Origin of the sequence: Galbibacter sp., from assembly GCF_035306585.1 — a bacterium.
Lineage (GTDB): Bacteria > Bacteroidota > Bacteroidia > Flavobacteriales > Flavobacteriaceae > Galbibacter.
In genome coordinates, this window is record NZ_DATGNU010000004.1 from 1 (window position 1) to 24270 (window position 24270).

Below are 24270 nucleotides of genomic sequence, written 5' to 3' on the forward strand. Positions count from 1 at the left end.
AGGGTGCGAGGTAAGTCTTTTACCGAAAAAGTAGGCATCCAATTTATCGATTTCAAAAACTTCCATACCCAGATCGCTAGTCAGCTCGATCGCCGTATTAATATTTTCTTTATTTTGGAATGCTTTATCATCAGTTGTCTCTCCCTGAGCTATATCCCATCGGGAAGGTTCAAAAATAAAATGTGGGTGTTCGATAGCAAGATCACCATCCACTTGAAGATCAATATTAAGCAATTGGCCGTCTATAACCCCTTTTGAGGCAAAGACCAAGCTTCCATTGGTAATTTTACCTCCGTCAAAATTCAGTTTTACACCATCTGGTAAATTAATACGTTGTCCTTGAAGATCGTAATCACAGCTGATATTTAGAGATGCATTCACTTGGGTGCTTGCAAAATCATAATCGCAGGGAATATCCACTGCATCTGTAATTACATTGTAAGGATCATCGGTTCCCGTTTCTGGATCGGGATTGATCACTTCGGAGTTCTCGTCATCTCCATTTAAAAATCCATCTAATGCCTGATCATCGTCACAGGCAATAAACATAAATACTAAACTTACGAATAGCAGCATCAACCAACTTCTTTTGTACATGGCTAAGTTCAATTTTATTAATTATTATACATTAGGGCTCGTCAAAAAAAAACGGATGAAATGCATTTTTCATCGACAAACCACAATTCATCAGTAATTATACGCTTAATTGCTTGATTTAGTTTATCTAAGCCATCGTATAAACTGTTAAAAATTGTGATTAAAATGCAATTCATTGTATTCCAACAGATTAAATGTACAACAAAAAATACATTTAACATATAAAGAAATGAAAATCAATGATTTGGAAGGGTGTTTAAGACGAAAAGTAATAAGGTGTTAAAGAAAATTACTACATATTTATGATGAAGAAACTGAATCAATCACATTGAGTTTACTTTGTTGATGACTAATTTTCGTTTTCCTGAGTGAAGTAATGGGATGTCATTGACATAAATGACCTTAATATTAGCATCTTCTCCAAGATGAGTTTTAAACTCATCTATGATATAATTTTGCTGATCAAAATCATCATAAACGTTCAGTTTAATAATATAGGTTTTATGATCCTCTTGTATAAGTTGAAATTGTTTAATCTTATCGTATTTAAGTAGATGGTAAGTAATATAGGAGGTAATGAGTTCTCCCTTAGTATTATAGATCATATCCATTTTTCTTCCTTCGACATGTTTCAAGTAAGGTGCTCCATTAAATGGGTCATCATTCTTTAGATAACCAATATCGCCTGTGTCATAGCGAATTAAGGGCATGCTATAATTGAATAAATCAGTGATGACAATTCTACCTGGCTTTCCAATAGCAGCTGGCTTGTCAGAATTGAGTTCTAGTATTTCTACTTTGTAACTAGCCCAATTGATATGAAAAATAGGACTACCTGGAAATTGTTGTGCAATAATACCATTTTCCACATTTGAATATCGAGAAAGCCCCTCCACTCCAAAGTAATATCTGAGTTGTTCTTTAATATCGGGGCTCAAATATTCGGACATGGCAATTATGGACCTCATATTGGCATCGATTGGTTTGGAACCTGTTTTGGTGAGGTAATTACATATAGTCGTTAGTGCTGAGGCATAGCTAAGCATCGCCTTCGGACCTTTATCTTCAGTGATCTTTTGAATTAAACTTGCGATCTGTTGATCTTTTAAATCAGCTACTGAGTGCATCAGAATGTTTTGTACAAAGGCTGCTAATTTATTTTTCCTATTATATTGATCCCAGTGCCTTAAGTACACCAATTTATGACCTAATTCGAATCCTGCCTTTCTAGCAAAGTATAGCGTATCAGCAGTATTCTGTAATTTTTTATTTTTATCATGGTAGATGCGAAACGGGGTACCCGTTGACCCACTTGTATACTTGGAAAACAGTGTAGCCCCATTAAATTCACTTGATCTAAAAGTGTCAAAATTATCACGTATGAGATTTTTATTGATTATAGGAAAGTCAGATAACGCTCTGACATCTCCCAACGCCATATAGAAAGGAACGGTTTCAGTAGCATGCTTAATTAAATTCTCCAATCGGAAAGTTCGCAAATTAACAGATTTAGGGTCTTGGTAGTTTTCAAGGATAAATGCAAGATCATTTACTCTTTTAGTAATCTGGGAGCCTTTTAAAAAATCAAGTGCCCAAAATGATTGGCGTCGTAGGGTATTAATTACACTCATAGTCGTATGCTAAAATGCCTAGTTAAAATTCATCACTTATATTTGAATGCTGGTCATTGGAAACAAACTACGCCAATGAAATGCCTTCAAGGGTAATTATTACTAGGGGATTGAGCTATTCTCAAGATAAATGTACTTCAAAATGAAAATGCCTATTGGTTAATTCTATAAATGGCAAAGATAATCTACGAAATACGATTTGGTTATGTCGGCAGAATTGTCATTTACATCGAACTCAACGCCCTGCATCTTTAAATTGGGCTATTTTTACGGCCATAACCAAACCAAACAATGACACCAAAGAAATGAAATCGGTTCTATTTCTTATTTCCTTTATAATAATAGGACTCATACCTGTCCAAGCCCAAATACAGATACAGGGAACAGTCATGGCATACAATCATGGCCAGACCCTTTTACCGTTAAGTGGCGCAGAAGTCTTTTGGCTTGATGATAAGCATACCGTTTTAACCGATATACATGGGAGATTCAACATTTTAACAAGTGAAGCTTCCAGTAAGCTTGTTGTCCACTATCCGAATTTTAGAAACGACACTTTACTTGTGAATCGTCCGAACCTAGGTTTACTAATTCTTAAACCTGAAATTGAATTGCAAGAGGTTATAGTATCTAGGGATAATTCCTCCATACAGCGTTCCTTATTTGATGTGCAAAATGTGGTAACGGTAGATAGTAGAGAAATGCTCAAAGCCGCTTGCTGTAACCTCTCAGAGAGTTTTGAGACCAACCCTGCGGTGGATGTCAATATCGCAGACGCTATCACAGGGACCAAGCAAATTCAAATGTTAGGCCTTCATAGTCCATATCTACTCATTACCCAAGATAATATACCAAGTACTCGCGGGGCGTCCTCTGCTCAAGGACTGTCATTTATTCCTGGAAATTGGATCGAAAGTATCCAAATCACCAAAGGGATGGGAAGTGTCGTCAACGGATATGAAAGCATTTCTGGACAGATTAACACCACCCTTAGACAACCCCATACCGATCAGCAGTTGTTCTTAAATCTTTATGCTAATAATTTTGCAAGGTTTGAATTAAACAGTCGCTGGAATACCTTTGTTACTAATAAATTGTCCACAGGGATCTTTCTCCATGCCAACTCCCGCACTGCTAAAGTGGACAATAATAAGGATGGATTTTTGGACACCCCCCTTTCACAGCAAATTAATATTTTAAACAGATGGCAGTATGGTGATCCCAAAAAAGGTTGGATCAGCTTTTTAAATTGGCAATATCTTAGAGATCACAAACAAACTGGAGAAATACACTTTAGTCCAAAGACAGATAAACTATCTACCAAACATTGGGGAAGTGAACATGATTCGGATCGCTTTGATATCTCCTCTAAACTAGGCTATGTCTTTCCAGATTTACCCTATCAAAGTATTGGATTACAAATGGCCTATACGTTTCATAAACAAGATGCGTATTACGGATTAAGAACATATGACATCCAACAAAGTTCCTTTTATGGGAATATCATCTTTAGTAGTATTATTGGCAGTACGATGCATAAATACAAAACAGGCTTAAGCTTTATGGTAGATAATTACAAGGAACGTTTAAATTCAGTTCCTTTAGATCGTGTAGATAACGCTATGGGGGCATATTTCGAATACAGTTTTACCGATCTCGACAAATTTAGTATGGTGACTGGACTTCGCTTTGATATTCACAATCGCCTACATGGTTTTTTTAGCCCAAGACTTCATCTGCGGTATGCTATATGGGAGAAGGCAGCCATCAGAGCATCTATAGGCAGAGGAAAACGCAGCGCAAATATAGTAGCAGAAAATCAAAAACTATTCAATTCCTCAAGGCAGATCCGTATAGAAGACTCCAATGGAAGTACATATGGATTACAACCTGAAATCGCATGGAATTATGGCCTTAGTTTTACTCAAAAGCTCTACCTAAATAAGCAATTGATGGTATTCTCTGTCGACTTTTATAGGACGCAATTTGAAAACCAGGTGATCGTGGATTGGGAAACACCTGATGAAGTTTCATTTTACAATTTAGAAGGGAAGAGCTATTCCAACAGTTTTCAGATTGATCTAAGCTATGAATTAATCCAAAATCTTCAGCTTAGAGCTACCTATAAGGCCTATCAAGTTAAAGCAGATTACAAAACGGGCAAACAAGATAAACCCCTGCAGCCAAAACAGCGCTTTTTTGCAAATGTAAGTTACCAAACTGTAAGAAGTCCCATTGGTAGACAATGGCGCTTTGATTCCACTATCCATTGGCAATCAAAACAGCGGATACCTCGAAGTGATTTGGATCCTTTTACAAGTTCATCGGGATCTTACAGTTCATCCTACGCCCTACTTAATGCGCAAGTTACTCGGGTACTAAGCAATACTTTTGAATTTTATATCGGAGGAGAGAATATTACAAATTATACACAAAATGATCCCATTGTAGCTGCAGATGATCCGTTTGGACCTCATTTCGATGCTAGTATGAACTATGCACCTGTTTTACCAGGTGTCTACTATATAGGTATTCGGTATAAACTAAATTAACTAGTAAAATTAAAGAACATGTTAAGATTTACACTCATTTTTTTCTTGATCAGTTGCACACTTAGTGCGCAGGATAAAAACAAAAATCAAACCATTCTAGTGGAAGGTAATTGCCAGATGTGTCAAAAACGCATTGAAAAGGCCGCAATTAAAGTAAAAGGAGTTAAGTATGCTTCTTGGGATATTGCAACGAATCAATTAACGCTTATTTACAATGAAGGTAAAACTGATCTCGACCGCATCCAATCAGCTATTGCCAAGGTAGGTCATGATACGAAGAAGTACAAAGCAAAAGAGGCAAGTTATCAAAACCTACCTCCTTGTTGTTTATATCGTGATCCAACCACCAGAGAAATGGATCATCATTAGAATGTCTCTTATATAGCAGCCAATTTAAAGTTTCCGAAAAATACTCTGGACTCCTTGTCATACTTATAAGGAGCGGTAATATAAAAGAATTTTGAGGTTCCTGTTGCAAACATGGTTCGGTCCAGCACCTTAGACTTGTCTAAGTAAACGCGCAGTTCTTTACCCTGTACCACTATAGAAACACGGATCTTTTTATTGGAATAACTTTTGAATGGGAAATTTAAGGTATGATATGCGTCCACATCATTACTAGAGTGTATAATATCCTGGTTGTGAAAATGGAACTTTGTGGATGTCACTGCCCCATTATTATAGGCATCCAATAAGGTTGATCTCACACTATTATCCTTTGCAAATCCAAAATTCATGCTCCCTAGATCTTCCGCTTTATCGCTACTGGTGATCAAATCAAATTCGATTGTAAAATTCTCCGGTACTTTTATCAAAGTATCTAGTTTAAAAGTAGAATTTTCTCCCATCATCACCCATTTCCCAGGGTAGGCATCTAATTCAACGATACTTCCATTACCAGAGGTTTTCCAGTATTTAGGCATTAGGCCCTTTTGAGCACCAACGAATTGATCTTCAAAGAGTACAGTATTTCCTGGTTCAAAGGTAAATACTTCTTCAATATATGGGATTTCACGATTGGAAGAAGTCTCTGTACCATCTTGGGAGGACGCTTCAGATCCACTTAAGACTTTATCGACTTTTTCAGCTGCTTTATCTTCGACTTTCTGTTGGATTTTTTTCCAAAACTGTGCTTGGGTAGTTGTAGTAGTCAGAAATACCATACTACAAAGAATAAGAAGTTTTGCCTTCATTGATAGTTGATTCGCTTTAAATGATTAAACTCTACAAAGGGTCTCTTAAATTTAATGGACACCATAATTGATCGGTAAATCTAAACGAATTTCAATTTCTAAACAAGACTTTTCTCACGTAAAAATGGTGAATTTTCATGGTGGATTTAAGGTAACATTGTAAAAACACGAACCACAAGGTCATTCACGTCAAAAAATTAATATATTTGATGGTATGTTTAAAATAGCACTCTTAATTCCAGAAGCTGCGGTATCAGCAGCAGTAACAAGTACACGTTATGTCTTTAACACTGTTAATAATTTTATGGTTAGCAGTGGAAAATCCCCTTTTTTCGACATCCAACTAATAGGCTGCCAAGAGCACGTTCCCCTTCAGGACGGAATAACCTTCATAAAAACAGACCTAAGAATTGAGCAACCTGTTGATGTCGATTTGGTTATCATTCCACCTTTATACGGTGATATGCAAGCGGCTATTGAGATCAACAAAAAAACTATTCCATGGATAAAAGAGCAACATCATAAAGGTGCAGAAATTGCCTCTCTATGTGTGGGAGCCTTCTTGCTAGCCGAAACGGGCTTACTCGATGGAAAAAAATGTTCTACGCACTGGGCTTACTATTCAGAATTTAAGTCTACTTATCCCCAGGTCGAAGTAGTAGATGGAGCTGTGATTACGGAGGATAACGGGATATATTCCAGTGGTGGTGCTGTGTCGCTTTGGAATTTACTTATCTATTTAGTTGAAAAATATACCAACAGAGAAATGGCCATTATGATATCCAAATATTTTGGTGTAGACATCGACAGAAACAACCAAAATGCCTTTATGATATTCAAAGGCCAAAAAAATCATAAGGATAAGGAAATTAAAAAAGCGCAACTGTTCATCGAAAAAAATTACCACAAAAAAATCACAGTGGATGAGTTAGCTGATATGGTAGCTATTGGTAGAAGGAGCTTTGAAAGACGTTTTAAACAAGCCACCGATAATACAGTACTGGAATACTTACAACGCGTTAAAGTGGAGGCCGCAAAACGAAGCTTTGAAAATAGCAGAGATAATATTTCAGAAGTAATGTACGATGTTGGTTACATGGATACCAAGGCCTTTAGAAATATTTTCCGAAAATACACAGGGCTCACCCCCGTACAATACCGCTATAAGTATAACAGGAAGTATATGGCTTAAACTACCCGTGAGCTGGCATACCGTATCCTACCCTTTCGAAATTGGCTATTGATCGAATTATAAAAGTCCTGTGGAAACTTTCCTATGGTTTTGTATGTAAAAAAATTAATTACTTTATTTGTTAAAAGGTAAGATATACCTGAGACTTTTTCAGGGAGAGGATCATTAAAAACACTATTATGGCATCAGGAATTTTTGCAGTACTTGACGATATTTCAGTATTAATGGATGATGTAGCGACAATGACCAAGATTGCTACCAAAAAAACTGCAGGTATTCTTGGGGATGATCTAGCAGTCAATGCAGAAAAGGCTACAGGTTTTGTCGCCAATAGAGAACTCCCTATTCTTTGGGCAATAACTAAAGGGTCATTTTTAAATAAACTTATCATTCTGCCGATAGCTTTTTTACTGAGCGCTTTTTTACCCACCGCGATTGTTGTTATATTATTACTGGGTGGTATGTACCTGGCCTACGAAGGTGCCGAAAAAATATATGAATTTTTATTTCACCCAAAGCCTAAAGGTCCAGATACGCAGATAAAAGAAGTTGCGGAAGAAAATATTGCTGAGTTTGAAAAAAAACGTATAAAGTCAGCTATACTTACCGATTTTATCCTTTCCATAGAAATTATCATTATTGCTTTAGGAGCAGTGATTCATGCCCCGCTATTAAATCAAATTATAGTGGTGACCATAGTAGCTATCATTGCAACCATCGGTGTATATGGGATCGTAGCACTTATAGTAAGAATGGATGATTACGGTTATCGCCTGATAAACTTTAACGACGAGAAAGATAGTATTTCGGATAAAATAGGGAAATCTTTGGTGTTTTCGCTACCATGGGTAATTAAAAGCCTCTCTGTAATAGGAACCATTGCTTTACTTCTTGTCTCAGGAGGTATTTTTAATCACAATATTGATTATCTCCACCATCTCCTTCCTAATGTGCCATCATTATTAAAAGACTTTCTAACTGGGCTTCTTGTTGGTATTCTCGTGATGTTAATCTTAGTACCATTTAAAAGGATATTTAGCTCTAGGGCTGATGCAAATCATTAAAACCAAGAAGAAATTAAAGGTGAACGCATAGGCTCACCTTTAACCATCGCAATTAAAACCGAACGTTTAAATTTCTTTAAAAATAATAGGCTTTGATGTTTTTGGTATTACCACTAAATGATAAGGTTGCGTAATTACCGTTAACATCCCCCCTGTATTTAACCGTTCAATTTGAACTACAAACCTATCTTCCTGTTCTGTTACTTTGGTTATATCGATGGAATGACCACCATGAGATTTAATTTCATCAAACACTCCGAGTACAATATTTTTATCAAAATCGATCATTGGAATTGGAGATACTTCTTCATTGACGGTATTCATTTTAGACAATAAAACAGTAAATACCTTTTTATCCGTAATAATTAGCTTGGACTTTTCAATTCCTTCATCCCCATTACCGTTTAAATCTCCTTGACTTATGGTGGAAAATTCCACTGGTTTAATTACATCTTCAGTTTTCTGTTTCTCCTCACAAGAGAACAATAAAAGGGTTAATACAACCGCGTAGGTCAATCCATTTTTCATCATTTTACTTTTTGAGTTCTATAAATAATAGATGTGATTTTTAATTTAGGTTGCTTCAATTTGATAAAAATTTGGAGCCCTTAACCACAATAGAAACTCCATCCTTAATTATTTATAACGTTTGCGAGAGTTCTTTAGTACATAAAGAAATCACAACATTCACATAGTAATGTCACCCATAATGTGATGATTTTCTTGCATATACCTAATAATGTAACCTGAGGTTAAGGATGTGTAACATATCGTCATAATGACTATAAGACTTCCTGTTAGCTTTGTTTCACTAGCGAACTTGTCTTGTGTAATACTCCAGAAGTCGCTTTTGCGGCTTAAGCTTACAACCTAAACTAATGGGGTTACTAAAATGCTAGGTACAACATCTGGCTTAAGGCATTTGCCTTAGAATTTAAAAACAGAAAATCCAGTAGCGAAGAATAAAAAGCTAACAAAACGGTATTGGCAAAAGTGCGACAAGCTAGTTAACTTTCTAACACATCTAATTTATGAAACATTCTAATTTTAAACGATTTTTGTTCCTATTGAGCTTGTTTAGTTTCGGCTTAGCACAAGCACAAGGAGGGATTACCGTCTCTGGAACCGTTCAAGATGCATCAGGCCCTTTACCAGGGGTCAACGTAGTACTTCTTGACAATTCAAAAGGAACATCAACTGATTTTGACGGTAATTTTACATTAGCCGGAGTAGATCCACAAGCTACAATTGTCTTTAGCTATGTTGGATTCAAAACCGTAGAAGTTCCGGTAAACAACAGAAGTACACTCAATGTTACCCTGGAGTTAGACTCCCAATCACTAGAAGAAATTGTCGTAGTAGGTTATGGTACTCAAAGTAGAAGTGAGGTTACCGGCGCTATTGCAACAATCGATGCGGCGGAAATTGCTAGTATCCCAGTTACTACGGCAGACCAAGCACTACAAGGACGGGCTCCAGGTGTAAACATTATTAACAGTGGAGCTCCTGGGTCTTCCCCAGTGGTTCGAATTCGTGGGTTGGGTACGCCCAATAACAACTCCCCGCTTTATGTGATCGATGGTACGATATCAGGAGGAATGGGCAATTTAAACCCAAATGACATCGAATCAGTTCAGGTTCTTAAGGATGCATCTACCACTGCGGTATATGGATCCAAAGGTTCCAATGGGGTTATAATTATTACTACTAAAAAGGGTAAACCAAGCGAAAAAGCGACTTTAAGCTTTGATTCCTATTCTGGGGTAAACTTTGTGGATAACCGTTATGATGTTTTAAATTCAGAACAGTACAAACGCTATGCATCGGAGATAGGACCAACACCTGAAAGAATATCCAATTCGGCGTATGCATCTTTATCTTCACATGAAACGGATTGGCAAGACGAAATATTCAGAACAGGATTTATTCAAAGTTACAACCTTGCCTTATCTGGCGGAAATGAGAATAGCAACTTCCGTTTCTCTGGTGGATACTTAGGACAAGAGGGCGCTATGATTGAAACTGATTACGAACGTTTTAATTTTAGAGCTAACAGTCAATTTACCTTTGGAAATTTGACCATTGGAGAGAGCCTTGGTATATCATTTGACAAACAAAATCCAGAGCGAGACAGCGGTGGCCGTTCTATTCTAGAACACGCCATTAAGATCGCTCCGTACCTACCAGTGTACAATTCAGATAATTTAGGAGGATTCCAAGGACCTAGTAGCTCACTTGATCTACAAGATGCAGAGAACCCAGTTCGTGCTCAAACCTTAGGAGAGTTAGTGAATAAGTCAATCGATATTAATGGAGGTATTTTTGCTACCTATGAGCTTTTTGACGCCTTGACCTTTAAGACTCAAGTAGGTCTTGATTATAGTAATGGAAAGAACACAAGCTTTATTCCTTCCTATAGTGATGATGAGACCTCCACTAATAGTACCTCTTTCGCTCAGATAATTAAGAACACTAGCATCTATCAGTCTTTAACCTATACCAATAGTTTGACTTATAAAAAGACCTTTGGAGATTACCATAATTTAGAGTTATTGGCATTGGCAGAACAACAAAAAATAAAGTTTGAGAGTGTAAACGCCAGAAGTACCAATGATATTACAGATGCTGTAGATCAACTTTCCATTGATGGCGTTGACCTGAGCTCGAACTCTTCAGAATACCTTCGAATCGGTTATTTAGGCCGAGTTAATTACAACTTTGACAGGCGTTATCTTTTCGCAGCATCCATTCGTAGAGATGCTTCTTCAAGATTTGGTGCAAACAATCGATGGGGATATTTCCCTTCCGTTTCTGCTGGTTGGAACATCGGTAGAGAAGCCTTTATGGAAGGCTCCTCAATTAATAACTTAAAACTTAGAGGAAGTTGGGGTAAAACTGGTAATGACAATATTGGCGATTATTTATATAGTTCTACTTTGTTGACAAACTTCATCTATCCAATTGGTGGCTCCGCTGTTCAAGGAACAACCGCTAATGGTTTAGCGAATCCTGATCTTAAATGGGAGGAAACAACCATGCGTAACATCGGACTTGACGTGGGAATTAATGATAATCAATTCACCTTTACGCTCGAGTACTACAACAATAAAAGTGATGATTTATTAATCGACCTTCCACTTCCACTCTCCCATGGATATAACAACCCCAATTTAACTTCAAATGTAGGTTCAGTTAAAACTAAAGGTTTTGAATTTAATTTTGGATATAATGATTATCAAGGTGACTTTACTTGGTCAGCGAACTTGAACATTAGTCATAGCCAAAACGAAGTGTTAACGCTGAACTCCAGTGGCGAAAGCAGCCCAATTTACGGTGGTAATTTCGAGGGAGAAAACCTTTCTGCTATTAGCGTAAATGAACCTTTATTCTATTTTTACGGATACCAATTCGACGGTATTTACCAAAATGAAGCGGAGGTTGATGCTGTCCTAAGTGCAAATCCAAACCAAGATGTAGTACAACCTGGTGATGTTCGTTATAAGGATTTAAATGGTGATGGAGACATTACCTCTGCTGATAAAACTAAAATCGGTAACCCATACCCAGATGTAGTTTTAGGATTTAATTTAAGTGCTAACTATAAAAATTTTGATTTCAATGCTTTTGTAACGGGTAGTTATGGTAATGATGTATACAACACCAATATCTATGATCTCCAGGGGATGACACGTTTATTCAACTCAGGAGTTGAGGTACTGGACCGTTGGACTGGCCCTGGGACCTCTAATACCATCCCAAGAGCCTTAGGAGCTACTCAGAACACTAGTGCTTCAGATAGATTTATTGAAGACGGTTCCTATACTAGGTTGAAGAACCTAACCATCGGATATACTTTTCCAATGACCTTTTTAAACGATGCGATTTCAAAATTCAGGATCTATATGAGTGGGCAAAACCTAATTACCATTACAGATTATAGCGGTTTAGACCCTGAAATAGGACAGATCCAAATAAATAATCAAAATACGAGAAATCAATTCGAGATTGGAATAGACCGTGGAAATTACCCTCAGCCAAAGTCAGTGGTTTTTGGATTACAACTTGAATTTTAAATCAAAAAATTATGAATAAATTTAAATATATTTTTAGCATCCTCAGCCTTGGGTTTGTCTTGCATTCCTGTGACACCGATGGCTTGGAGTTAAGTAACCCGTCACAACTATCTCCTGAAACCTATTTTGAAAACGAGGTTCAGGTAAGATCAGCGGTGAACGCCGTATATGCCAATTTACAGACCATTGGCACCTATAGTAGGAATTACTACTTTATCATGGATAACATGGCACATGAAAACGAAGGGAACCCACAGTTAGAAGCAAACAAGCGATTGTTCTTAGACTTTTCATTTGATGCTAGTTCCGAATTAGTGAACCAGTTTTGGGATAGCTCCTATAGAGGAATCAATAAAGCAAATTTTGTAATCAATAATGAAGAAAAAATTAATGAGATACCAAACTCATTATTGAATCAAAATTTAAAGAATAAGTATATAGGAGAGGCAAAGTTCCTCAGAGCTTTGTATTATTTTAATTTGGTGACCCTTTACGGAGGAGTGCCTTTGATCACAACAGTTCCAGAAAGCAGTGAAGGATTTCCAAGAAGCACCGTAGAGGAGGTGTATACTCAAATTGTATCGGATCTTACCGATGCCGCGAATACTCTTTTACCTAAAGCTACAGAAGAGCAAGGCAGAGCCACTAGAGGAGCTGCTTATGCCCTATTGGGGAAAGTTCAACTCTACAGAGGAAATTACACAGAGGCTTTAGCTGCTTTTGACAATATCTATGATGTGTATCAGCTTACCGATAATTATTTTGATAACTTCATGGAAGAAACGGAGCATAATTCAGAAACCATTTTTGGGGTCGAGTTTGACGATGACATGGGTAATAATGCATTTTGGAATAGTACAGTTAGTGGTGAAGGTCCAAATGAGGCTAGTTTAAGGGGCCAATCATACGGATTTGTAGATTGGTTTAACTGTTATCCATCCGATCATCTACTGGATGAATTCGAGCCGAATGACCCCAGATATAAAGCGAGTTTCTATGAAGTTGGAGATACCTATGCAGGTGGAGAACTTACCATAACAGAAATTAGTTTAGGTAGAAGAGCCGTATGGAGAAAATACCAAAACTATTATAAAGATGCTAACGAGGATCTACAATCTGGAATTAACTTTGGTATCATTCGATTTGCAGATGTTCTACTTATGATGGCTGAGGCCGCTAATGAGGTGGTAGATCAAAATACCGCTATTGATTATATCAATGAAGTTAGAGATCGTGTCGATATGCCATTATTATCCTACGGTTTATCCAAAGAAGAAGTGTTTGACGCCATTGTTCATGAGCGAATGGTTGAACTGGCTGGTGAACAAGTACGTTTTGCAGATTTGAAACGTTGGGGAATGGCCGCAGAGGTATTAAGCCAATTTGGCTTCCGATCAGGAGTTCATGACCTGCTACCAATACCAGAGGCAGAAATTAATTCTAATTCTGCTTTAAGTCAAGAGGATCAGAATCCAGGTTATTAATAAATTTTAGAATTAAGTTTAAGTTTAGAATTCATCCATGGTATATTGCTATGGGTGGATTCTTTTTTTTGCCTATGATGTTGTTTTTAGCAAAAAGGCGTACCTGGATGCTAGACTTACTCTTTTACAACAAGCCTGTAGTGCTGATCATAAAGCCAAGTGCTTGTTTTACTTATTTTAAACATTCACCATAAACATCACCTATTCATTCCCTAACAGCGGCGCCTTTTTAATTCACACCTACGCTAAGAATTAAATCAGAACATCACCTTTAAACTATCTATAATAGTACCACGCATGAATCACAACATAAGCCAATGGAAGGTAAAAAAACCCAGGCAATTTAACTAAAAATCACCTGGGTTAACTTGGTTGGTTATATCAAATGTCCCTTTTAAAAAAAGCTGTCGCTTACTTATAACTCAAGTTACCCGCTTCTAACTAGCAATATAATCTATATAATCCTTAGGAGTAACATCTTTTAGATGTAGGTTTTTGTACTCCTTAGGAGAACAACCATAAAACTCTTTAAAGCTCGAAGAAAACTTAGAAACATGAGAGAATCCAGTTGCATAAGTAACCTCAGTCACACTTAAATTCTTGCTTGCCAATAAGTCAGCAGCTTGTTTTAAACGGATGTTTCGCACAAAATCTCGCGTGGACTGATTGGTCAACTCTTTTAATTTTCTATAAAGATGAACTCGGCTAATACCGATTTCTTTTGCTATCTTCTCTACATTTAATTCAGGGTTGTCCAAATTATCCATAATATACCTAGTCACACGCTCCATTAATTTCTCGTCAGCGGATTTCATTTTAATAGGAGGCAACTTGTCTTCTGGCAACTGTTTACCTGAAAAGGAGTTTTTAAGCATCTCCCTGTTATTGATGATATTCTTAATGGTTGTTTTTAGGATCTCTAAATTAAAAGGTTTAGCTAAATAGGCATCTGCCCCAATATCCAGACCAAGAATATTATCCTGCATCCTTGATCGTGCAGTTAGCAGAATCACAGGAATATGGTTAATGTTGATGTTCTTTTTAATTTTTCTACATAAACTCACCCCATCCATCACTGGCATCGATATATCACTAATAATAAGGTCGGGTAGTTGATTCAAAATCATTGAATAGCCCCGTTTTCCATTGCTTTCCACTAAAACGTGGTAGTCATCACTAAGTTCGCTACTAAGGTAATTTCGGATTTCACTATCATCATCAATAATAAGTATTTTACTTTTACCTCTTCCTTTGTACACTTGATTCCCCTGAAGGGGTGCGACCTGTTCAACAGCTTTTTCTTGGGTCTGTTCAAGTTCTAAGTTGGTCTGAGGCAATTTCATGGAAGTCACTTTCTCAACTACCACTTTGTCAGTCTGCTCTACGGATTGGCAATCTATGGGCAGCTCCATGATCATGGTACATCCGGCCTGATCCTTATTATTAATGGCATAAATACGTCCTTTATGAAGGTGGACAATAGATCTAGTTAAATGCAAACCAATACCAGTACCTTCCTTAGGGTGTAACTCAACCATATTTGAACGATAAAAACGATCAAATATCTTGTTTAAGTCCTTTTCTGCAACCCCAATACCATTGTCTTTTACCCCTATTCTAAAACTAGCAACTCCATTGCTAGTTGTAAAGGTATCTAATACCACATCAATTGCCCCTCCATCAGGGGTAAACTTAAAGGCATTAGAGAGTAGGTTGAGTAAAGTTTTATCGAAATAATTTGGATCTAGAACTACATCGAGCTTAGCGACCGAACTACAGAAATTCAGACTAATATTTTTGGTCTCTTTCTGATCCTTAAAAAGAGAACAGATATCCTGGATAAAGCCAACTATATCTACCTTACGATGGTTGAGTTGAATTTGACCCTGATCAATCTTTCGCATTTCCATTAGTTGGTTAATCAGGTGAAGAATACGCTCAGAATTTCGATGCATCACACTATAAACACCTTGTCGACCTTGGTCATCATCTGAACTCATTAGAGTTTTGAGCGGATTCAGAATCAAAGAAATAGGTGTCTTTATTTCATGAGAAATATTGGTGAAAAATTGGATTTTGGCTTCATTAATTTGATTTTGATAATGCTGCGCACGCACCTTCTCTCGAATCTTATGACGTTGGTTGATTTGAATTATAACCACTAGAGCGATCACACCAAATAATAACACGTATATAATTTTTGCTGTAAGTGTACCATACCAAGGTGGTCTCACCATCACAGAAAAAGTCTTAATCCCTGAAAACGCTCCCAATTCTTTTGCCTTCACTCGAATGGTATACCTGCCAGGAATAAGATCTATAAAACGAATCGTATTGTCTCCCTGTTGCAGACTTACCCATGGAGAATCATCTATGGCATAGTAATAGGTAAGTCGCTGGGGATCAATAAAATTTTTAGAGGCAAACTCCATGGTAAAAGTGTTATCATTATTCGCAAATGAGAGGGTATCTGCCCGTAGGATCGCTTCATCTAAAATAGGTTTACCACCAGAGCGTGAGGCAGTATTAATTTGCTTATTATTCAAATAAAGAGCTGTAAGACGAATCTCTGGGACAGCCCCTTGTTCTGAAATTTGATTTGGGTCAAAATAAGAAATCCCATTAATTCCTCCAAAATAAACAGTGTGATGATCCCCGACTGTTATCGCACCCTTATTAAATTCATTTCCTTGTAGGCCATCGTTAAAATAGAAATTTGTAAAATTTTTATCCTGGATATTAAACTTGGATATTCCACGGTGGGTACTCAGCCACAGGTTTCCTTCAACCTCCCTTATGGCACAAACTACATTACTCGGCAATCCATCTTCGATAGAAAAGTTTTGGAGCTCCCAACGATCTTTGGGCTTATAATACAAACCTTCAGATGTTCCAACCCATAAATTACCACGACTATCTTCATGTAGTGCATATATTATTATTTGACCCAATACATGATTAAGGCCATCTTCGAAAATAAAACTATTGGTATTTAAATCCAGACAACTCAATCCATCATAGGTTCCAATATATAATTTATTGTCAGCGCTATAATGCAAAGTAGTTATCCAACTATTTTGCATATAATCTTTGGCATTACTAAACAAACTAGCGGAACTAGGAATATTTCTATCGCTTATTTTACCACTATTTAAATCCAGGGAGAATAGCCCAGAACCCATGGATCCGATCCATAAATTTTCATTATCGTCTTCAGCCAAAGCATAAATACGATCCACTTTACCACCTTTAGTATCATAAATCGGAGTTTTAAACTCAAATACATCGGTCTTCTTATTATAGGATCCAAGTCCGTTTAAATATGTCCCAGTCCATATGGTACCTTTGGAGTCCTCGTAAACACACATGACACTTCGAGACTCTTTGGTTAAATAATGATTGATCTGGTTGTACTGAGCGTCTAATTTATAGATGCCATCTCCATCGGTTCCTACCCACATGATACCTGAATTATTGCCTTCCTTTTGTAAGGCTGTAATGCTATTTGATCCAATGCTATTTTTGTTAATTGACTGATAACCTATATACTTAAAATTATTTGGTTTAAAAGGGATTAGTGCAATGCCTTTTTGATAAATTCCAAGCCATAAATTCTCGGAACTATCCATCATAATAGAATGTACCTTCGATTTTGCAAAATCAAACTTGTTAATACCTAACGAAAGATCCGCAAAGGTCTCCGTCTGAGGATTAAAAACTTTCATTCCATTATTTTCGGTTCCAACATAAATCTGCTGCTGATCTACCACATACAGATCTTTAATGGCTAGGTGAGATCCAGAATAAGGAATTTTTTCAAACCCTTCTTCTTCAGAAATAAAGCGGTACAATCCTTCATTGAGTTTTCCAATATAAATATTCCCATTATCTGCTTGAACAATACAAGAAAGGTTTGACTCTGTTTCGTTTTCATAAAAATAACGTGCAGGCTTCCCCTTAGCATCGCTGGAGACACTAAAGAGACCATTATCTTGGGTCATCACCCATAATCGCTGCTGGTTATCCTCAAAGATGTTCTGAATAAAATTTGAATTAACAGTCCTTTCCATTTGACCCATATAGTGGTCGTTTTTATCTTTGATTAGACGAAAAATACCACTTCCAGAAGTCCCAATAAGAATCTCGCCATTGTGACGCTCTAGCATTGAGGTAATATGAGGATGCATTAAGGTTCCATTACTGTCGTACATCGGAATTTCATAGAAGCGCTGCGTTGGATAATCATAACGCTGTAATCCATTAAAATAACCGATTAATAAAGTGCTGTCGGAGAGTTGATAAGTTACGCGCACATAATTATGCAAAATGGATGTGGAGTCCTCCGCCCGATGATTAAATTTTTCAACCTTGGCGCCATCCAAACGGTTAAGTCCATCTTCGGTTGCCACCCAAATAAGTCCCCTATCATCCTCAAAAACATCGTTGATCAAGGTGCTGGACAATTTGTTATCCGTAGAGAAAAATCGGGCTGTCTGAGCATGTGCACTAATACATGTGCTTCCCAGAAGGAGCACCATGGAAACCGTGTGAAAACTTTTAAGTCTTAATGTAAAAGTAAGGGCTGTTGACCAAATATTGAACCTAGACCACAAAATGGGGCCTAATTTTAAAATAGTGAAAGCTTTCATGGTTGTTAGTTTGTTTCGAAATTCGTGATAATAGCCATTTCAATCGTTTGAGAGGGTAATTCAACATTTTAAAAATTTACTAGCCCAGACGAACTACGGTATGTAAGCCAATTAACACTTATTTCTAATAGTTAATTTGACTACAAGTTAGTCTTTATATTTTATAATTCACAATAAATTATCAAAAAAATACAAAATTCGAAGCCATACCACTATAATTACTGGTGTTATGATAATAAAACTCAAAAAAAGACCGGTCATTAAAAGTACAATATACTTTAATCAATAAAAACGACCATTGTGTATCATAACAGTAAAGGATGGTAACCTAAAGTGCTCTTGTAAATGCAAAGTTTAGCTACTTTTGAACTATAAGATTTAAAGAAAGAAATTAAAAAAGTTAGCCAACCAATACTTTTGAAGCATTAAAAATTTTACTGGAGTTTGTTAGTTTGAATCTAGTAAATTATTAGCTAGTTTGATTGAAGGACTGCCCCGCAAGGGCAGTCTTTATTTTTCGTCCCTTTCATCGTTACTCAACACATGGGATTGAAACTTTTTAATAAACAAGCCCAATGGCAATTTCATAGCTTTCCCTTTAAGGAAGCCAAAAGCTTAAATAAAGAATACACAACATAAATATGTACATACCTGGCTTACTTTGTGTAACACAAAAAAGATCCAAAGTGCACTAAAGGCAATTAACTGCCAACATACCACCATTAAGACCAGGTATTCGGTGAGCTGAATAATGACGGTAAAAGAGTGTTTTTTTACTTACTTATTTTAAAGTAATCAAAATCGGCGCTTCCTCCTGCATTTTTGGTAGCGTAGTTAAACAACCCAAATCGGTAGCCCATAAAATGAGTCAATGTATATCGCATCTGTAAAGACGCTCCAATTGCTTGCCACGAATTTCCATCTAGGCTATAATAAAACTTTGCTTGATCCTTCATATTTGTGAAATCGCACACGGCTTTTAAAAACACTTCAGAGCCCTTGAATGGAATTTTCTCTTTTATAGTTTCTTTTCCAGACTCATTAATCGCCTGTACTATATAACTCTTATCTTTTTCTTTTTTTACGCCCACATATCCAAAATACTCTGCAAGTAAAACCAGACCTGCAACATCACCAGATTTCATCAAAGAAACATCAATAGCGATTTCTCCCTGACTCGTTGGGCCGAAAGTGCGTTGGGTTAGGGTGTTTTTAGCAGCCACTACACTACTATCCAATCGAATCGTTTGAAGTCTTAAATAACCAGGACGTTCACTTAGTGACCAATGCGTATCCACCGGATTGTGATTCCATTGCCATACAAGAGGTAATTTAGGATCCTCCATAGAACGCTCAAAGTCATCACTCTGCACTATTCCAGGTATCAAACCATTACTTTTGGGAAGCTCCAGGGTTTGGGGTACCTTACCCTCTACCCCAATAATAGGCCAATCATTCTCCCAGGTTACGGGTACCATGTAAGGAATTCTACCCACCGCACCATTGTCTTTAAATAAATAGGCAAACCACTGACCCTGCGGTGTATCAATTAAACCACCTTGCGCCACTCCTTGGTCCTGTAAACCCAACCGTCCTTCATACGGACCTGTAACTTTATCAGCTCTATGCACCACTACCGTACGCATCCCTCCTTTTGGCCATGTGATAGCAAAAATGTAATATTTTCCATTTATATTAAAGAGTTGTGCTCCTTCAGCTCCAAGCATGATATCAGGGCCAGCAGGTGCAGAAGCGTTCTGAATTAAAACACGGTCTGTTCCAGGAATAAGTCCAGTCAGATCTGGCTTAAGCTCTACCATATGAAGAGTTCCATTACCGTAAATCATGTAAACCTTTCCCTTGTCAAACACAAGGCTATTATCATGCAGACTAGGACTAAAGGACTTTTTCTTCCAGTCTCCAGATTCTATATCCTGCGTGTAGTAAATATAGGTTTTACCCGTTGTACTAGAGAATGTCGAAACGTAGAACGTTCCATTGTGAAAACGAAGACTACTTGCCCAAGATCCTTTACCATAGGCATTTTTATTATTCTCCATGTTTAAAGCATCGTTCTCCCCGAGCCGATCGTATGCATAGCTCACAAGTTCCCAATTTACCAAATCCGATGACTTCATAATAGGTACTCCAGGGCTCATGTGCATTGTGGTACTACTCATGTAGTAGACATCGCCTACTCGAATCATCGAAAGATCTGGTACATCCGCATGAATAATGGGATTGGTTGCCTTTGACTGTCCAAAAGCGCCCGTGCTGATACTTAGACTAATAAGAAATAATAGAATAAACCGGTTCATTTTTTTCAATTTAAAAATGTTATACGATTCGAGTTATAAGTCGAACAACATCAAATATAATTCCTAGAGATTAATTTATAGGTGTATTTGATACATTTATTTTATTTTATGTAACATTCCGTTGATGAATAGCGGGATTAACTCCCACTGCGACCATCTAAGTCACTCAGCGTATAGATAAGTAATGGGTACCTTCCTAGGATGTGAAACTAATCTTTGGGTAGTGGTCTGACAGGATTCCAAAAGCTGCTTTTCTGAGATTTTAGGTAGTGGTTATAGTTGTCAGGATAAAACTATTAGCGGCATGGCGATAACATTACTTTGGACTTACACACTGTTAGGGCGCATTTACAGAATCGCACCAGATAACGATCGCCCATGCCAGATACACATAAAAAAACTGCTAAGTTATCCTAGCAGTTTTTTCTTCATAAAATAATTAAAATGTACTATTTGCTTAGATACATTTTTCTTCTTTGATACAATTCGTAAAACTGATCATCTTTTAAACTATCAATGAATAATATACTCTCACCAGTACTCTTCATCTCAGGCCCTAAGTTTTTATTCACATTTGGGAACTTATTAAAGGAGAATACAGGTTGTTTGATCGCATACCCTTCCAATTGAGGATTAAAATCAAAGTCACTTAGCTTTTTCTCACCTAACATTACCTTTGTGGCATAGTTTACATAAGGTTCATTATAGGCTTTTGCAATAAATGGCACCGTTCTCGATGCTCGAGGGTTGGCCTCTATGATATATACCATATCATCTTTAATTGCAAACTGAATATTAATCAGTCCAACGGTATTTAAAGCTAAAGCGATCTTTCTAGTGTGATCCTTAATTTGTTGTAATACTAGGTCACCAATATTAAACGGTGGAAGCGTCGCATTAGAATCTCCTGAGTGAATACCACAAGGTTCAATATGCTCCATGATTCCAATGATATAAACATCCTCTCCATCACATATCGCATCAGCTTCTGCCTCGATAGCCCCATCTAAGTAATGATCTAGCAGTAATTTGTTGTTTGGTATCTTTCTTAACAAATCAACCACATGCTCTTCCAATTCATTTTTGTTGATCACGATTTTCATTCCTTGTCCTCCAAGAACATAAGATGGACGTACAAGGATAGGGAAATCTAGCTCATCGGCTAATTGTAATGCTTGATCAGCCGTTTCAGCTACTCCAAATTCAGGATAAGGTATATTGTTTTCCTTTAACAAGGTTGAGAAACTTCCCCTGTCTTCTGCCAGATCAAGTGACTCAAAACTTGTTCCAATTATTTTTATACCGTATTTATCAAGCTTTTCTGCTAGTTTTAATGCCGTTTGTCCACCTAATTGTACGATAACTCCCTCAGGCTTCTCATGACATATTATGTCGTAGATGTGTTCCCAAAATACAGGCTCAAAGTATAACTTGTCAGCAGTATCAAAATCTGTTGAAACAGTTTCAGGGTTACAGTTGATCATAATGGTCTCATAACCACATTCGGCAGCTGCAAGAACACCGTGAACACAACAATAATCAAATTCAATTCCCTGACCAATTCTATTTGGACCAGATCCGAGAACCACAATTTTCTTCTTATCAGTAACCACACTCTCATTTTCGGAGAAGCGCGATCCGTCCGCCTTTTCAACCTCATCCTCAAAAGTGGAGTAGTAATAAGGGGTCATCGCCTCAAATTCCGCAGCACAGGTATCTACTAATTTATAAACCCTATTAATACTTAGTTCCTCCCGTTTTTTATGAACTTCACTTTCCCAACACTCTAGCATATGTGCTATCTGACGGTCTGCAAAACCTTTTTGTTTTGCCTCCAATAGTAAGCTCTTTGGAAGCGTCTCAATGGTATGCGTGCTAATTTCTTTTTCCAACATATGCAGTTCCTCGTACTGTTTTAAGAACCACATATCAATTTTAGTAATTTCATGGATACGGCTAAGTGGTATTCCGATCTGAATCGCATCGTATATCACAAAGACTCGATCCCAACTCGGGTAGGTTAACTTTTCAATGATGACATCATAATCTTTATACCCCTTGCCATCAGCTCCTAAACCATTTCTTTTTATTTCTAAAGATTGTGTTGCCTTATGCATTGCCTCCTGAAACGAACGACCGATTCCCATCACCTCACCAACACTCTTCATTTGAAGTCCAAGTTCTCTATTAGAACCTTCAAATTTGTCAAAATTCCATCTTGGGATTTTAACGATCACATAATCCAATGTAGGCTCAAATAGAGCTGATGTGGATTTTGTTATTTGGTTATCTAGTTCATCTAAGGTATATCCAATGGCTAACTTACTCGCAATTTTTGCGATTGGGTATCCAGTTGCTTTAGATGCAAGGGCTGAGGATCTCGATACACGTGGGTTAATTTCAATTGCAATGATTTCTTCATTTTCATCTGGGCTAACCGCAAACTGTACATTACATCCTCCAGCAAACTCCCCAATACTACGCATCATCTTAATGGCCATATCTCGCATTCTCTGATATGTACTATCAGATAAGGTCATCGCTGGGGCAACTGTGATGGAATCCCCAGTATGTATCCCCATAGGATCCATGTTTTCGATGGTACAGATAATGACAACATTGTCATTCTCATCTCTTAAAAGCTCAAGCTCATATTCTTTCCAACCCATAAGCGCTTTATCGATCATCACCTCGTGAATTGGCGAGATTTCTAAACCTCGACTGAGGTGATAATCAAAATCTTCAGGTTTATAAACGATCGATGCACCAGCCCCACCAAGGGTATAAGATGCACGGATCACCAGTGGGAACCCAAACTCTTGTGCGATCTCTTTACCTTTCAAAAAAGAGGTTGCTGTAGCTTGTGGAGCCATACCCACCCCTATTTTCAACATCAATTCTCTAAACTGCTCTCTGTCTTCTGTAATATTGATCGCATCAATATCCACTCCGATAAGTTCAATGCCAAAATCCTTCCAAATCCCTTTTTCGTCGGCTTCGATACATAAGTTCAAAGCGGTCTGCCCACCCATGGTCGGTAGTACAGCGTCGATATTAGGGTGCTTCTCTAATATTTCAATAATAGACTTGGTAGTTAATGGTTTTAAGTATACATAATCCGCCATTGTTGGATCCGTCATGATCGTGGCAGGATTACTGTTGATTAAGATGGTTTCAATACCATCCTCTCTAAGGGAACGCAATGCTTGTGACCCAGCATAATCAAATTCACAAGCTTGTCCGATAATTATAGGCCCAGAGCCTATTAGCAGTACACTTTTAAGGTCTTTTCTTTTTGGCATTTTTTATTGATATATTATATAATAAGAAGTGAGTTTATATAAAAAAAGGTGTTACTTATAAAAAGCAACACCTAAATATTTTAAGAATCAAAAAGATCATTATTTTTTATGTCTTATCTCAGATGAAACAGACAGTTTTTTTCTACCTTTTGCTCTTCTGCTAGAAAGCACCTTTCTACCGTTTACAGAAGCCATTCTTTCTCTGAAACCGTGCT

The 24270-nt window shown here is 37.3% G+C and carries 14 protein-coding genes; 6 read left to right on the plus strand and 8 right to left on the minus strand.

Features of this window, described 5'->3' with window-relative positions:
• The coding region (locus VKY50_RS00450) for a hypothetical protein (RefSeq protein WP_324297722.1) at positions 1-597 on the minus strand (597 nt) is incomplete at its 3' end.
• Positions 598-920: 323 nt separating this feature from the next.
• Complete coding sequence (locus VKY50_RS00455) at positions 921-2228, minus strand: phenylacetate--CoA ligase family protein (RefSeq protein ID WP_324297724.1); 1308 nt, start codon at positions 2226-2228, stop codon at positions 921-923.
• Positions 2229-2533: 305 nt separating this feature from the next.
• On the opposite strand from VKY50_RS00455, the gene VKY50_RS00460 reads away from it, so the two are divergent.
• The gene (locus VKY50_RS00460) at positions 2534-4780 is read left to right on the plus strand and encodes a TonB-dependent receptor plug domain-containing protein (protein ID WP_324297726.1); all 2247 of its coding nucleotides are present in this window, start codon (positions 2534-2536) and stop codon (positions 4778-4780) included.
• 18 nt (positions 4781-4798) lie between these two features.
• Positions 4799-5149 (plus strand): heavy-metal-associated domain-containing protein, encoded by a 351-nt coding sequence (locus VKY50_RS00465; RefSeq protein WP_324297728.1) that lies wholly within the window; start codon positions 4799-4801, stop codon positions 5147-5149.
• A gap of 8 nt (positions 5150-5157) precedes the next feature.
• Here VKY50_RS00465 and VKY50_RS00470 read toward each other — a convergent pair whose 3' ends face one another.
• Positions 5158-5973: a hypothetical protein gene (locus tag VKY50_RS00470; protein ID WP_324297730.1), complete on the minus strand. Its 816-nt coding sequence runs from the start codon at positions 5971-5973 to the stop codon at positions 5158-5160.
• Between the two features lie 214 nt (positions 5974-6187).
• On the opposite strand from VKY50_RS00470, the gene VKY50_RS00475 reads away from it, so the two are divergent.
• Together VKY50_RS00475 and VKY50_RS00480 are read left to right on the plus strand one after the other, a co-directional pair.
• Entirely contained in the window at positions 6188-7165 is a 978-nt protein-coding gene (locus VKY50_RS00475) for a GlxA family transcriptional regulator (RefSeq protein ID WP_324297732.1), read from the plus strand.
• A gap of 179 nt (positions 7166-7344) precedes the next feature.
• The gene (locus VKY50_RS00480; RefSeq protein WP_324297734.1) at positions 7345-8229 is read left to right on the plus strand and encodes a DUF808 family protein; all 885 of its coding nucleotides are present in this window, start codon (positions 7345-7347) and stop codon (positions 8227-8229) included.
• A gap of 66 nt (positions 8230-8295) precedes the next feature.
• Here the strand turns inward: VKY50_RS00480 and VKY50_RS00485 are convergent, their stop codons facing one another.
• Complete coding sequence (locus tag VKY50_RS00485; protein WP_324297736.1) at positions 8296-8760, minus strand: protease complex subunit PrcB family protein; 465 nt, start codon at positions 8758-8760, stop codon at positions 8296-8298.
• Positions 8761-9260: 500 nt separating this feature from the next.
• On the opposite strand from VKY50_RS00485, the gene VKY50_RS00490 reads away from it, so the two are divergent.
• Positions 9261-12302: a SusC/RagA family TonB-linked outer membrane protein gene (locus VKY50_RS00490; protein ID WP_324297738.1), complete on the plus strand. Its 3042-nt coding sequence runs from the start codon at positions 9261-9263 to the stop codon at positions 12300-12302.
• 11 nt (positions 12303-12313) lie between these two features.
• Positions 12314-13786 (plus strand): RagB/SusD family nutrient uptake outer membrane protein, encoded by a 1473-nt coding sequence (locus VKY50_RS00495; RefSeq protein ID WP_324297740.1) that lies wholly within the window; start codon positions 12314-12316, stop codon positions 13784-13786.
• Between the two features lie 437 nt (positions 13787-14223).
• Here VKY50_RS00495 and VKY50_RS00500 read toward each other — a convergent pair whose 3' ends face one another.
• The 4 genes from VKY50_RS00500 to rpmH form a co-directional block, all read right to left on the minus strand.
• The gene (locus VKY50_RS00500; protein WP_324297742.1) at positions 14224-18435 is read right to left on the minus strand and encodes a hybrid sensor histidine kinase/response regulator transcription factor; all 4212 of its coding nucleotides are present in this window, start codon (positions 18433-18435) and stop codon (positions 14224-14226) included.
• Between the two features lie 773 nt (positions 18436-19208).
• Positions 19209-20753, minus strand: coding sequence for a glycoside hydrolase family 43 protein (locus tag VKY50_RS00505; RefSeq protein WP_324297744.1), 1545 nt, complete (start codon positions 20751-20753; stop codon positions 19209-19211).
• A 449-nt stretch (positions 20754-21202) separates the two neighbouring features.
• On the minus strand, positions 21203-24055 hold the full coding sequence (gene carB, locus VKY50_RS00510) for a carbamoyl-phosphate synthase large subunit (protein ID WP_324297746.1): 2853 nt from the start codon (positions 24053-24055) through the stop codon (positions 21203-21205).
• A gap of 99 nt (positions 24056-24154) precedes the next feature.
• On the minus strand, positions 24155-24270 hold a 116-nt coding region (gene rpmH / locus VKY50_RS00515), incomplete at its 5' end, for a 50S ribosomal protein L34 (RefSeq protein WP_324297749.1).